This is a genomic window from Brevundimonas sp. NIBR10, from assembly GCF_027912515.1.
In the GTDB taxonomy this organism is placed as follows: Bacteria; Pseudomonadota; Alphaproteobacteria; order Caulobacterales; family Caulobacteraceae; genus Brevundimonas.
The window spans coordinates 1,201,818-1,214,916 of record NZ_CP115464.1 but is presented as its reverse complement, the minus strand read 5'-3'; the positions used below and the strand labels follow the sequence as shown (position 1 = coordinate 1,214,916).

Genomic DNA, 13,099 nt, shown 5'->3' with positions numbered 1-13,099 from the left:
ACCCTCACGCCATCGTCGGGATGACGAACGAACTGTCCGCGTGTTCCAACTCCGAGTCCGGCCAGCGGGCGGTGACCGTCTTGACCTTGGTCCAGAATTTGAGGCCTTCCATGCCGTGCTGGTTGGTGTCGCCGAAGGCCGAACGCTTCCAGCCGCCGAAGGTGTGATAGGCGACCGGCACCGGGATAGGCACATTGATGCCGACCATCCCGACATTGACGCGGGCGGCGAAGTCGCGGGCCGCGCGGCCGTTCTGGGTGAAGATGGCGACGCCGTTGCCGTATTGGTGCTTGCTCGGCAGGCTCAGCGCCTCCTCGAAGGTCGCGGCGCGGACGATCTGCAGCACGGGCCCGAAGATCTCCTCCTTGTAGCTCTCCATCTCCGGCGTGACATGGTCGAACAGCGACGGGCCGACGAAATAGCCCTTCTCGTGGCCTTGCAGGCTGAAGCCCCGGCCGTCGACGACCAGTTCGGCACCGTCCTTGACCCCTTGGGCGATCCAGCCCTCGACGCGGGCCTTGTGCTGGGCCGTGACGACGGGGCCATAGTGGGCACCGGCGTCGGTCGAGACGCCGACCCGCATGGTCGGGATCTCGGCGACCATCCGTTCACGGAGTTCGTCGGCCGTCTTCTTTCCGACCGGCACCACGACCGGCAAGGCCATGCAGCGCTCGCCGGCCGAGCCGTAGGCGGCACCCGACAGGTCCTTGATCACCTGGTCCATGTCGGCGTCGGGCAGGACGATGCCGTGGTTCTTGGCCCCGCCCATGGCCTGGACCCGCTTATGGTTGGCGGCGCCGGTCTGATAGACATAGTGGGCGATATCGGACGACCCGACGAAGCTGACCGCATGCACCAGCGGGTGCTCCAGGATCGAGTCGACCGCCAGCTTGTCACCGTGAACCACATTCAGCACGCCCGCAGGTGCCCCCGCCTCCATCATCAGCTCGGCCAGACGCACCGGCACCGACGGATCGCGCTCCGAGGGCTTCAGGATGAAGGTATTGCCCACCGCGATGGCCACGCCGAACATCCACATCGGGATCATGGCCGGGAAGTTGAACGGGGTGATGCCGGACACGACGCCCAGCGGCTGGCGCATCGAGTAGACGTCGATGCCGGGACCGGCACCCCAGGTGTATTCGCCCTTCAGCGCATGAGGGATGCCACAGGCGAACTCGATCACTTCGAGACCCCGCTGGATGTCGCCCTTCGAGTCCGCGACCACCTTGCCGTGCTCGGACGACAGCAGTTCGGCCAGCTCGGTCATATTCGCCTCGACCAGCCGCTTGAATTCGAACATCACCCGGGCGCGGCGCTGGGGGTTGGTGCTCGACCAGCCCTCGAACGCGGCCTGGGCCGACTGCACCGCCCGGTCCATCTCGGCGACCGAGGCCAGTTGCACCCGCGCCTGGACCTCGCCCGTGTTGGGATTGAACACGTCAGCGAACCGGCCCGAGGCGCCGATGAAACTCGCGCCGTCTATGAAGTGGTTGATGTCGCGCATGGCGAGGCTCCCTGAAACCGGTTCTGTTCGTTGGGCCCGGTCTAGCAGGCCGGGCACTCCGGCGGCATTGCAAAGTTGCAGCGACGGGTCCGCGTAATCGCATCGATCCGCGCCGCCGATCCTTCTCCTGCGTCACCTGAAATCTTCGCTAGGCTGACCCCAGAGGAAACGCCCGGAGAGGCCCGATGACCCAGACCACCCGCCGCCTGATGACGCTCAAATCCGATCCGGGCGTCACCCTGATCGACGCCGTCCCGGCCGCCGACCTGGCCGAGGGCGAGGTCGTGCTGGCGCTGGACCGTTTCTCGCTGACGACCAACAACATCACCTATGCGGCCTATGGCGACGCCATCGGCTACTGGAAGGTCTTCCCGACCGGTCGCGACGACCATGGCCTGATGCCCGTCTGGGGCTTCGCCGATGTGGTGGGGTCGCGCGCCGAGGGCGTCGCGGTCGGTGCCCGGGTCTTCGGCTATTTCCCCATGGCCGAGACCCTGACGGTCCAGGCCGAAAAGGTGTCCAGCGGCGGGTTCGCCGACGCCGCGCCGTGGCGAAAGGCGGTGCCCGACATCTACAACCGCTATGTCCTGTGCGCGGCCGACGCCAACTATGCCGCCGAACTGGAGAACGCCGAGGCGATCTTCCGGCCCCTGTTCATCACCTCCTATACGGCGGTCGATTTCCTGAGGGATCACGACTTCTTCGGCGCGAAACAGGTGGTGGTGTCCAGCGCCTCGTCCAAGACCGCCTATGGATCGGCGCACTGCCTTGTCGAGGACGAGGTGCGGCTGATCGGCCTGACCGGTGCGCGCAACCGCGCCTTCGTCGAGGGACTGGGCGCCTATGACGCCGTCTACGGCTATGACGAGGTGGAGATGCTGAAGACCGGGGTTCCGACCCTCTATCTCGACCTGGCCGGCGATCCGGGCCTGCGCCGCCGCGTCCACGCCCATTTCGGCGCCGACCTGAAATACGACTGCCTCGTCGGCTCGACCCAGAGCGACGACTTCACCGGCGACGATCCCGACCTGGTCGGACCCCGCCCGGTCTTCTTCTTCGCCGCCACCTGCCTGGACTCGCACCGGCAACGCGGCACGCTTCGCGCCTTCTACGACCGGTTCTTCGCCGACCAGCGCGCCTTCTTTGAGCGGGTGGTCGATCCGGCCTCGCCCTGGATCCGCATCGTCGAACACCAGGGGCTGGAGGCGGCGGCAAAGGTGGTACGCGACCTCGCCGACGGCCGCGCGGACGCAGCCGAGGGCGCGGTGGTCCGCCTCCGCGCCTGACACCGGACTTGCATTCCCGCAGCAACCCCGCTGCAATCCCACAATGTTCGACTGGGACGACGTCCGCATCTTCATCGCCGCCGCCCGCGCCGGGTCTCTGGGCGGGGCGGCGAGCCGGCTCGGCATCGACGCCGCCACGGTCGGTCGCCGGGTGGCCCGGCTGGAGAGCGCGCTGAAATCGACCCTGGTGGTCCGCTCGGCCCAGGGTCTGCAACTCACCGCCGCCGGGGCCCAGTTGCTTCAGGTCGGGCTGGAGGCCGAGACCGCCATGGACGCCGCCGGCCGCATCGCCCAGCCCGATGTCGTGGCCGGCACGGTGCGGATCAGCGCCTCAGAGGGCTTCGGCGGCGTCGTCCTGGCCCCTGCCCTGGCCGGCCTGCACGCCGCGCGGCCGGGCCTGCGCATCGAGCTGGCCGCCAGTTCGGGCTTCCTGTCGCCCAGCCGGCGCGAGGTGGACATGGCCATCACCCTCAGCGCGCCCGACAGCACCCGGCTGATCGTCGAGCCCCTGACGTCCTACCAACTGGCCCTCTATGCCGCCCCCGCATACCTGACGCAGCGCGGTGCCCCGGGCGGCATCGACGCCCTCGCCGGCCACGACATCGTCGGCTATGTCGACGACCTGATCTATGCGCCCGAGCTGCGCTATCTGGACGAGGTCAGGCCCGGCCTGACCCCGCATCTGGCCTCGTCCTCGATCCGGGCCCAGAGGGACATCATCGCGGGCGGCGGCGGCATCGGCGTCCTGCCCTGTTTCCTGGCCGAGGGTCTGGAGCGGGTCCTGCCCGACGTCCTGATCCAGCGCCGCTTCTGGCTCAGCACCCACCGCGAGGTCCACGACACCGCGCGGCTGCGGGCCGTGCGCGGATGGGTCAAGGCGTTGTGCGAGGCGAATGCGGCGTTGCTCAATCCTCACCCGTAGGGGGCGGGGGACCCCGAAGGGGTGGAGGGGGCCGGCCGCAAACACCAAGCTCGCTTCGAGCCCCCTCCGTCACAGCGCGAAGGCGCGCTGCGCCACCTCCCCCAACGGGGGAGGATTTGAGTCACGACGATATGTGCTATCCCTGACCCATGAGTAGTGTTTCCACCCTCACCGACGATCCCTGGACAGGCGGCCGCGCCCGCGATCCGGACGCCAAGCGCGAGGCCGTCCTGGCCGCCGCGGCGTCCGCCTTCGTCCAGGACGGATACGGCGCGACCTCGATCGACGACATCGCCGCACGCCTGGGCGTGTCCAAGCCCACGGTCTACTACTATGCGGGCGGCAAACAGGCTCTGCTCGGCGCCTGTTTCACCCTGGCGCTCGACGCCTATTCCGAAGCCGTCGAGGAGAGCGCCGTCACCGGCATCGACGGCCGCGAGCGCCTGCATCAGGTGGTCCAGAAATACGTGGAGATCACCACCACGGTCTTCGGACGCTGCCTGCACCGCGTCCCCGACGTCGAGCTGACCCCAGACGTCCGTGACCGGCTGCGCGCCGTCAAACGCAAGGTGGACGCCCGCATCCGCGACCTACTGCGCGAAGGGGTGCGAGACGGATCCCTGCGCACCGCCGACGTGCGGATGTCCACCTTCGCCATCTCGGGCGCGATGAACTCGATCGCCCAGTGGTACGCCCCTAACGGCAAGCTGACGCCCCAGGAGATCGCCGAACGCCTGTGGGACAGTTTCTCCGAAGGAGTCCGGCCCCGCTGAAGCGTCCCCGTTGACCCGGAGGCACCGTTCGGCCATTAAGTCTACTCGCAAGTAGGAAATCCAGATGCAGTCCATCCTCGAACAACTGGACCAGCGCCGCGCGGCCGCGAAACTCGGTGGTGGCGAGGCCCGCATCGCGGCCCAGCACGCCAAGGGCAAGCTGTCGGCGCGCGAGCGGATCGACGTCCTGCTGGACGAGGGCTCGTTCGAGGAAACCGATATGTTCGTCGAGCACCGCTCGACCCAGTTCGGCATGGACAAGCAGCGCATCCCCGGCGACGGCGTCGTCACCGGACGAGGCGCCATCGGCGGCCGTCTGGTCTATGTCTTCTCCAAGGATTTCACGGTCTTCGGCGGCTCCCTGTCGGGCGCCCACGCGGCCAAGATCGTCAAGCTGCAGAAGATGGCCCTGACCACCGGTGCCCCCATCATCGGCCTGTTCGACGCCGGCGGGGCGCGCATCCAGGAGGGGGTCGAGGCCCTGGCCGGATACGCCGACATCTTCCTCCAGAACACCCTGGCCTCGGGCGTCATCCCCCAGATCAGCGTCATCATGGGCCCGTGCGCGGGCGGCGACGTCTATTCGCCGGCCATCACCGACTTCATCTTCATGGTGAAGGACACGTCCTACATGTACGTGACCGGCCCCGACGTGGTGAAGACGGTCACCAACGAGGTCGTCAGCCACGAGGACCTGGGCGGCGCCAAGGTCCATGCGGGCAAGTCCGGCGTCGCCGACGGCGCCTTCGAGAACGATCTGGAGGCCCTGTCGGAGGTCCGCCGCCTGATCGGCTTCCTGCCCCTGTCGAACCGCGAGAAGCCCCCGGTGCGCGAGTCGTACGACACGCCCGACCGCGACGAGGCCAGCCTCGACACCCTGATCCCGGCCAATCCGAACCAGCCCTATGACATGAAGGAGCTGATCCTGAAGACGGTCGACGAGGCCGACTTCTTCGAGATCGGGGCCGATTTCGCCAGGAACATCGTCTGCGGCTTCGGCCGTCTGGACGGCCAGCCCGTCGGCATCGTCGCCAACCAGCCCCAGGTGCTGGCAGGCGTGCTCGATATCGACTCCAGCCGCAAGGCCGCGCGGTTCGTCCGCTTCTGCGACGCCTTCGGCATCCCGATCGTGACCTTCGTCGACGTGCCGGGCTTCATGCCGGGGACCAAGCAGGAATACGGCGCCCTGATCAAGCACGGGGCCAAGCTGTTGTTCGCCTATGCGGAGGCGACCGTGCCCAAACTGACCCTGATCACGCGCAAGGCCTATGGCGGCGCCTATGACGTGATGAGCTCCAAACACCTGCGCGGCGACGTCAACTACGCCTGGCCCACCGCCGAGATCGCGGTCATGGGCACCAAGGGCGCGGTCGAGATCATCTTCCGCAAGGAGGCCGGCGACCCCGAGGCGCTGGCCGCCCGCGAGGCCGAATACAAGGACAAGTTCGCCAACCCCTTCGTGGCGGCGGGCCTCGGCTACATCGACGACGTCATCATGCCCCACGGCACGCGCCGCCGGCTGATCCGCGCCCTGCGGACGCTGAAGAACAAGGTCCAGGACAATCCCTGGAAGAAGCACGACAACATTCCGCTGTAGGGATCATGTCGCGCTCTCGCCCTCATTCACCGTCATCCTCGGGCTTGTCCCGAGGATCCAGAAACACCGTCGAGGACGGTGGGTCACGGCCAACACCGGGAGCCTGGACCCTAGGCACAAGCTTGCCCTTGGGCGGGCCGCGCAAGCGGCGCGGTCCCGAGGGGCCTAGGGTGACGGAGTGTGTGGATACGGGTTCGTCACTCGTCGGACGTCGGCCAGTCCTTGGGCAGCGGACGCGGCTTGGGCGGCTCCGCCTCCTTCGGCGTCCAGTCACGGTACAGGTCCGGGTCGGGCGGCACAGCCACGCCCCCGGTGACCAGGCTGTTGTACAAATCCGACCAATCCGGATTCATCCGCTCGATCAGGTTGCATTTCCAGTCGCGCTCGTAGCGTTTCAGCGACTTCTCCCGCTGGATCGCCACCGTCATCAACTCGAACGGTTGATACCAGACCAGCCGCTTGAGCCCATACTTGCTGGTATGCCGACTGCCGCGCCCCTCCCGATGCTGGCCAATGCGAGCAATGAGATCGCCGCTCACGCCGATGTAGATCGAACCGTGCATCTGGTTGGACATCATGTAGCAGGCGATGATTCCGTCGCGAGTGACCATTCGTTCGTCTCCCCACCATCGTCATCCTCGGGCCTGTCCCGAGGATCCAGAAACACCGCCGGCGACGGTAACCCACGATCCGCACCGAGCGTCTGGATCCTAGGCACAAGGCCTAGGATGACGGCGATCTGTAAAGCCTAGGACCGCCCCATGTTCTCCAAAATCCTCATCGCCAACCGGGGCGAGATCGCCGTTCGGATCATCAAGACCGCGCGCAAGATGGGCATCCAGACGGTGCTGGTTCACTCCGACGCCGACACCGGGTCCAAGGCCTGGGAGATGGCCGACGAGACGATCCATATCGGGCCTTCGCCGGCGGCCCAGTCCTATCTGATCCAGGACAGGATCGTGGAGGCCGTGCGCCAGTCGGGCGCGGAGGCGGTGCATCCCGGCTTCGGCTTCCTGTCGGAGAACCCGGTGTTTGCGCGCAGGCTGGAGGCAGAGGGCATCACCTTCATCGGCCCGAACCCCTATGCGATCGAGGCGATGGGCGACAAGATCACGTCCAAGAAGTTCGCGGCCGAAGCCGGCGTCTCGACCGTGCCCGGATACATGGGTCTGATCGAAAGCCCCGACCACGCGGTCCATATCGCCGCCGAGATCGGCTATCCGGTCATGATCAAGGCCTCGGCCGGCGGCGGCGGCAAGGGCATCCGCGTCGCCCATTCCGAAACCGACATGGCCGAAGGGTTCGCAGCGGTGAAGGCCGAGGCGCTGACGGCGTTCGGCGACGACCGGGTCTTCCTGGAGAAATTCATCGTCAACCCGCGCCACATCGAGATCCAGGTGCTGGGCGACAAGCACGGCAACATCGTCAGCCTGTTCGACCGCGAATGCTCGATCCAGCGCCGCAACCAGAAGGTCATCGAGGAGGCGCCGTCGCCCCTGCTCGACGACGCCACCCGCAAGCTGATGGGCGACCAGGCCATCGCCCTGGCCCGCGCCGTGAATTACGATTCCGCCGGCACGGTGGAGTTCGTGGCGGGTCAGGACCGCAGCTTCTACTTCCTGGAAATGAACACCCGGCTGCAGGTCGAGCATCCGGTGACCGAGCTGATCACCGGCGTCGATCTGGTCGAACAGATGATCCGTTCGGCGGCCGGAGAGACGATGGCCTTCGGTCAGGACGACCTCAAGATCAACGGCTGGGCCATCGAGAGCCGCATCTATGCCGAGGATCCCTATCGCGGCTTCCTGCCCTCCATCGGCCGTCTGGTTCGCTACGAAACCGCCGAGGAGGGCGAGCACGAATCTCCGATTGGTCCGTACACGGTCCGTAACGATTCCGGCGTCCGCGAGGGCGACGAGATCTCCATGTTCTACGACCCCATGATCTCCAAACTCTGCGCCTGGGCCCCGACGCGGGCGGGCGCGGTTGAGGGGATGGCGCGGGCGCTGGAGGACACCCACCTTCAAGGCGTCGGCCACAACGTCCCCTTCCTCGCCGCCGTCATGGATCAGGACCGGTTCAAGTCGGGCGCGCTCTCGACCAGCTATATCGTCGACGAATTCCCGGACGGCTTTCACGGCATTCCCGCCGGACCCCTGCAGAAGGACGTCATGGTCGCCTGCGCCGTCGCCATGAACGAGATCCTGGCCGAACAGTCCGGCGACCCGTCCGACCGCACCGACTGGATCGTCCTGATCGATCGCCTGCCCATCGGCGCCTCGGTCAGCTACGATGACGACGAGGCGTTGACGATCGAACTGGTCGGCGAAGACCGGGCGCTGCGCCTGTCCGACATCGACTGGCGCCCCGGCCAGGCCCAGTTCCGGGGCGTCCTCGACGACGCCCCCTTCACCGCCGAGGTCAAACGCATCGCCGACGGCTTCGACATCCGTTCGCGCGCCTCGAAATCCCGCGTCCGCGTCCTGTCGCCCCACGTCGCCGAACTGTTCGCGCGCCTGCCGGAGAAGGTCGCCGCCGACACCTCCAAACTGATCCAGTCCCCCATGCCCGGCTTGGTCGTCTCCATCGCCGTGACGCCCGGCCAGTCGGTCAAGACCGGCGAAACCGTCGCCATCATTGAAGCCATGAAGATGCAGAACATCATGAAGGCCGAGCGCGACGGCGTGGTGAAGATGGTCGGCGCCCAGGCGGGCGACCCCGTCGCCGCCGACGACGTGCTGGTGGAATTCGAGTGATGGACTCCTCTCCCTTTCGTCATTCCGGGGGCGCGCAGCGCAACCCGGAACAAGGCGGCGCGCGCGAGCGCGAAACTGTCACGCACGCATCTGCGTCAAACATCGCCTTCGCTCCGCTACGGCGCCGCCTTGTTCCGGGTCTCCGCTACGCTGCGCCCGGAATGACGGAAGGGATAAGGGCATGACCTTCCCCACCCCCACCCCCGAGCAATGGCGCGAGTCCGCGACCAGGGCCCTAAAGGACAAACCACTCGACTCCCTGCTCCACCTTGACGCTGACCATCTCGCGATCCGGCCTCTCTATGCCGCCGCCACCGGCGTCACCCCCCTGTTCGCGCCGCGCCCCACCGACGCCGAAGGCCGCGCCTGGGACGTGCGGACGCTGGTCGAGGGCGAAGATCCCGAAACCGTCAACGCCGCCGTCCTGACCGATCTCGAAGGCGGCGCGGCCAGCGTGATCCTGTCAGGCGGCGTGCTGTCGGACTCGGAGCCGCTGGGCCGGGCGCTGAACGGCGTCGCGCTCGAACTCGCCCCCGTCGCACTGGACGCCGGGATCGACGGACCCGACGCGGCCAATGCCCTGGCCGTCGTGGCCAAGGGGTCGCCGCGCGCGAAACTGATGTTCCACATGGACCCGATCTCGGCCTTCGCCGAGGCCGGGGGATCGCCGCGCGCCATCGCCGAACACCTGTCCATCGCCGCCAACACCGCCGACCGCCACGCGGGGGCCTATCCGGAGGCGACCTTCTTCCTCGCCACCGGCCGGGTCGTGCACGAGGCCGGCGGTTCGATCGGCCAGGAACTCGGCTTCGCCCTCGCCGGCGCCGTCGCCTATGCGAAGGCCGCCGTCGAGGTCGGGATGAGCCCCGAAGCGGCCCTGCGCGGCACGGTCCTCGGCGTCTCAGTCGATGCCGAATATTTCGACAGCCTGGCCAAGGTCCGTGCCCTGAGGATTCTCTGGGCCTCGGTGACCAGGGCCTTCGGCCTCGACATCCCCGCCAACATCGAGGCCCGGTCCTCGCGCCGCATGCTGGCTGCCCGCGACCCCTGGCCCAACTTGCTGCGCCTGACCGCCGCCGGGTTCGCCGGGGCCGTCGGCGGGGCGGACGCCGTCGTTCTGGACGCCTTCACTCGCGCCTCGGGCCGCCCCGACGCCTCCGCCCGGCGTCAGGCCCGCAACACCCAGCTGGTCCTGATGGAGGAGGCCAACCTCGGCCGCGTCGACGATCCCGCCGCCGGCTCCTGGTTCCTCGACAGCCGCACCCACGACCTCGCCGGTGCCGCCTGGGCCGAGTTCCAGCGTATCGAACGCGAAGGCGGCGTGGTCGCCTCGCTCAAGGGCGGCGCGATCCAGATGCGGGTCGCCGCCTCGCGTGCCGGCCTGCAAGCCACCTTCGACAACGGTGCCAGACAGATCGTCGGCGTCACCAAATTCGTGGACAAGGACGTCCGTCCGGCCTCCGTCGAACCCGCGCCGCCAGCCGCACCCGCCGCCCACGCCGACACCTGCGAGCCCCTTGCGCCCGTCCGCTTCGCCGCCGCCTTCGAGGGGGCCAACTGATGACATTCCCCGACTTCACCAAGGCCGAGCTCGACCTGTCCCCGACCGGACATGGCCCCGCCCGCGATCCCTGGCTCACCCCCGAGGGTATCGAGATCGCCACGGACTATGACGCCTCGGCGATCGACGGCAATGAATCCGTACACGGACTACCGGGCTTCGCGCCCTTCCTGCGGGGCCCCTATCCGACCATGTACGCGGGCAATCCCTGGACCATCCGCCAGTACGCGGGGTTCTCGACCGCCGACGAATCCAACGCCTTCTATCGCCGCAACCTCGCGGCAGGTCAGAAGGGGCTCTCGATCGCCTTCGACCTGGCCACCCACCGGGGCTATGATTCCGACCACCCCCGGGTGAAGGGCGACGTCGGCATGGCCGGTGTCACCATCGATTCGATCCTGGATATGCGCACCCTGTTCGACGGCATCCCCCTGGACCAGATGTCGGTCTCGATGACCATGAACGGCGCCGTCCTGCCGATCCTGGCCCTCTATGTCGTCGCCGCCGAGGAACAGGGCGTGCCCCACGCCAAGCTGACCGGCACCATCCAGAACGACATCCTCAAGGAGTTCATGGTCCGGAACACCTATATTTATCCGCCCACGCCGAGCATGCGGATCATCGCCGACATCTTCGCCTGGACGGCGAAGGAGACGCCCAAGTTCAACTCCATCTCCATCTCCGGCTATCACATGCAGGAGGCGGGGGCCTCGGCCGACATCGAACTGGCCTATACCCTGGCGGACGGGATCGAATATCTGCGTGCGGGCAAGGCGGCGGGCATGTCGATCGATGCCTTCGCGCCGCGCCTGTCCTTCTTCTGGGCCATCGGCATGAACTACTTCATGGAGGTGGCCAAGATGCGCGCCGGCCGCCTGCTGTGGGCCGAGGCCGTGCGGCGCGAGGGCGGGGTCGATCCCAAATCCCTGTCCCTGCGCGCCCACTGCCAGACCTCCGGCTGGTCCCTGGCGGCCCAGGACGTGTTCAACAACGTGCCCCGCACCATGGTCGAGGCCATGGCGGCGGCGGGCGGCCAGACCCAGTCCCTGCACACCAATGCGCTCGACGAGGCGCTGGCTCTGCCCACGGACTTTTCGGCCCGGATCGCGCGCAACACCCAGATCCTGCTCCAGACCGAGACCGGCCTGACCCGCACCATCGACCCCTGGGGCGGCAGCTACTACGTCGAACGCCTGACCCACGAACTCGCCGAAAAGGCCCGCGCCCACATGGCCGAGGTCGAGGCCCTGGGCGGCATGGCCAAGGCCATCGAGGCCGGCATCCCCAAGCTGCGGATCGAGGAATCCGCCGCCAAAACCCAGGCCCGGATCGACACCGGCAAACAGACCGTCGTGGGCGTGAACCGCTATCTGAACGACACCCCCGACGACATCCCGATGCTGAAGGTCGACAATGCCGCCGTGCTGACGGCCCAGATCGAGAAGCTGAAACGCCTCCGCGCCGAACGCGACGAGACGGCGGTCCAGGCCGCGCTGACCGCCCTGACCGAAGGTGCCAAGGGTACCGCCAACCTGCTGGAATTGTCAGTCCAGGCGGCCCGCGCCCACGCCACGGTCGGCGAGATCTCCGACGCGCTGGAGGCCGCCTTCGGCCGCCACGTCGCCTCGGTGAAGACGGTGTCGGGCGTCTATTCGAAGGAGGCCGGAGGTGACACCCGCTTCGCCCGCGCCCGTGACATGGTCGCCACCTTCGTCGAGAACGACGGCGGCCCGCCCCGCATCCTGATCGCCAAACTGGGCCAGGACGGCCACGACCGGGGCCAGAAGGTCATCGCCACCGGCTATGGCGACCTGGGTCTCGACGTCACGGCGGGCTGCCTGTTCCAGACCCCCGCCGAGGCCGCGCGCGACGCGGTGGCCAAGAATGTCCACGCGGTCGGGGCCTCGTCGCTGGCGGCCGGGCATCTGACGCTGGTGCCGGAACTGCGCGCCGAACTGGAGCGCCTCGGCCGACCAGACATCATGATCGTGGTCGGCGGGGTGATCCCGCCGTCCGACGTCCAGCCCCTGATCGACATGGGTGCCGCCGCCGTCTATCCGCCCGGCTCGACCGTGGCCGACACCGCCGTCGACCTGATCGAGAAGCTGAACCAGCGGCTCGGCTACGCCCAGCCCGCGCCCGTCAAGGAACCCGCATGATCGGCAATCTGAACCACGTCGGGGTCGCCACGCCGTCGATCGCCGAGTCGATCAAACTCTATCGCGACATCCTGGGGGCCACCCGGATCGGCGAGCCGTTCGACCTGCCGGCCCAGGGAGTGAAGGTCTGCTTCATCGACACCCCGACGGCCCAGATCGAGCTGATCGAACCCTATGACGAGACCAGCCCCATCGTCGGCTTCCTGGCCAAGAACCCGTCCGGCGGCCAGCATCACGTCTGTTTCGAGGTCGCCGACATCCACGCTGCGGTCGCGCAGATGCGCAGCAAAGGCGTTACCATCCTGGGCACCGGCGAACCCCGCATCGGTGCCCACGGCACGCCGGTCGTCTTCCTTCATCCCAAACAGATGGGCGGCGTCCTGATCGAGCTGATGGAAGCGCCGAAGGGCGCGCATTAGGCCTTCCGTCTGCGGAGTGGCCCGGCCTGAAGGGGTTGATCACAACGGGCACAACGAACCACGACGAACACAACGGAGCCGAGCGCGAAGATCCGGCTGGTCAGGCTTCAGCCGGTGAT

Annotated in this window: 10 protein-coding genes; 8 read left to right on the top strand and 2 right to left on the bottom strand. The window is 67.6% G+C overall.

The annotated features are described in order from the left end of the window. Nucleotides 1–4 precede the first annotated feature (4 nt). Entirely contained in the window at nucleotides 5–1,507 is a 1,503-nt protein-coding gene (locus O5K39_RS05845; RefSeq protein WP_271146343.1) for a CoA-acylating methylmalonate-semialdehyde dehydrogenase, read from the bottom strand. Between the two features lie 185 nt (nucleotides 1,508–1,692). Here O5K39_RS05845 and O5K39_RS05840 point away from each other — a divergent pair, with 185 nt between their 5' ends. The 4 genes from O5K39_RS05840 (at nucleotide 1,693) to O5K39_RS05825 (ending at nucleotide 6,085) form a co-directional block, all read left to right on the top strand. Next, nucleotides 1,693–2,793 carry a DUF2855 family protein gene (locus tag O5K39_RS05840; protein ID WP_271146342.1) on the top strand — a complete coding sequence of 367 codons (1,101 nt, stop codon included), beginning with the start codon at nucleotides 1,693–1,695 and terminating at the stop codon, nucleotides 2,791–2,793. Between the two features lie 43 nt (nucleotides 2,794–2,836). Then, entirely contained in the window at nucleotides 2,837–3,715 is an 879-nt protein-coding gene (locus O5K39_RS05835; RefSeq protein WP_271146341.1) for a LysR family transcriptional regulator, read from the top strand. 149 nt (nucleotides 3,716–3,864) lie between these two features. After that, on the top strand, nucleotides 3,865–4,488 hold the full coding sequence (locus O5K39_RS05830; RefSeq protein ID WP_271146340.1) for a TetR/AcrR family transcriptional regulator: 624 nt from the start codon (nucleotides 3,865–3,867) through the stop codon (nucleotides 4,486–4,488). Between the two features lie 64 nt (nucleotides 4,489–4,552). After that, a complete protein-coding gene (locus O5K39_RS05825) occupies nucleotides 4,553–6,085 on the top strand; it encodes an acyl-CoA carboxylase subunit beta (protein ID WP_271146339.1) in 1,533 nt (510 codons plus the stop codon). A gap of 197 nt (nucleotides 6,086–6,282) precedes the next feature. Here O5K39_RS05825 and O5K39_RS05820 read toward each other — a convergent pair whose 3' ends face one another. Further along, entirely contained in the window at nucleotides 6,283–6,696 is a 414-nt protein-coding gene (locus O5K39_RS05820) for a GIY-YIG nuclease family protein (RefSeq protein ID WP_271146338.1), read from the bottom strand. Nucleotides 6,697–6,846: 150 nt separating this feature from the next. Between O5K39_RS05820 and O5K39_RS05815 the strand changes: the two genes are divergently transcribed. The 4 genes from O5K39_RS05815 to mce all read left to right on the top strand — a co-directional run bounded on the left by O5K39_RS05815 (nucleotide 6,847) and on the right by mce (nucleotide 12,980). After that, nucleotides 6,847–8,841: an acetyl/propionyl/methylcrotonyl-CoA carboxylase subunit alpha gene (locus O5K39_RS05815; RefSeq protein WP_271146337.1), complete on the top strand. Its 1,995-nt coding sequence runs from the start codon at nucleotides 6,847–6,849 to the stop codon at nucleotides 8,839–8,841. Nucleotides 8,842–9,022: 181 nt separating this feature from the next. Further along, nucleotides 9,023–10,402, top strand: a complete 1,380-nt coding sequence (locus O5K39_RS05810; RefSeq protein WP_271146336.1) for a methylmalonyl-CoA mutase family protein — start codon at nucleotides 9,023–9,025, stop codon at nucleotides 10,400–10,402. Continuing rightward, entirely contained in the window at nucleotides 10,402–12,561 is a 2,160-nt protein-coding gene (scpA, locus tag O5K39_RS05805; RefSeq protein ID WP_271146335.1) for a methylmalonyl-CoA mutase, read from the top strand. Before O5K39_RS05810 ends, scpA begins: the two co-directional genes overlap by 1 nt. Continuing rightward, nucleotides 12,558–12,980 carry a methylmalonyl-CoA epimerase gene (mce, locus tag O5K39_RS05800; protein ID WP_271146334.1) on the top strand — a complete coding sequence of 141 codons (423 nt, stop codon included), beginning with the start codon at nucleotides 12,558–12,560 and terminating at the stop codon, nucleotides 12,978–12,980. The genes scpA and mce overlap by 4 nt, the downstream gene beginning before the upstream one ends. The last annotated feature ends 119 nt before the right edge of the window (nucleotides 12,981–13,099 follow it).

Coding starts and splice junctions, on each gene's coding strand:
- O5K39_RS05845 (WP_271146343.1), bottom strand. CDS start 1,507: ATGCGCGACATCAACCACTTCATAGACGGCGCGAGTTTCATCGGCGCC.
- O5K39_RS05840 (WP_271146342.1), top strand. CDS start 1,693: ATGACCCAGACCACCCGCCGCCTGATGACGCTCAAATCCGATCCGGGC.
- O5K39_RS05835 (WP_271146341.1), top strand. CDS start 2,837: ATGTTCGACTGGGACGACGTCCGCATCTTCATCGCCGCCGCCCGCGCC.
- O5K39_RS05830 (WP_271146340.1), top strand. CDS start 3,865: ATGAGTAGTGTTTCCACCCTCACCGACGATCCCTGGACAGGCGGCCGC.
- O5K39_RS05825 (WP_271146339.1), top strand. CDS start 4,553: ATGCAGTCCATCCTCGAACAACTGGACCAGCGCCGCGCGGCCGCGAAA.
- O5K39_RS05820 (WP_271146338.1), bottom strand. CDS start 6,696: ATGGTCACTCGCGACGGAATCATCGCCTGCTACATGATGTCCAACCAG.
- O5K39_RS05815 (WP_271146337.1), top strand. CDS start 6,847: ATGTTCTCCAAAATCCTCATCGCCAACCGGGGCGAGATCGCCGTTCGG.
- O5K39_RS05810 (WP_271146336.1), top strand. CDS start 9,023: ATGACCTTCCCCACCCCCACCCCCGAGCAATGGCGCGAGTCCGCGACC.
- scpA (WP_271146335.1), top strand. CDS start 10,402: ATGACATTCCCCGACTTCACCAAGGCCGAGCTCGACCTGTCCCCGACC.
- mce (WP_271146334.1), top strand. CDS start 12,558: ATGATCGGCAATCTGAACCACGTCGGGGTCGCCACGCCGTCGATCGCC.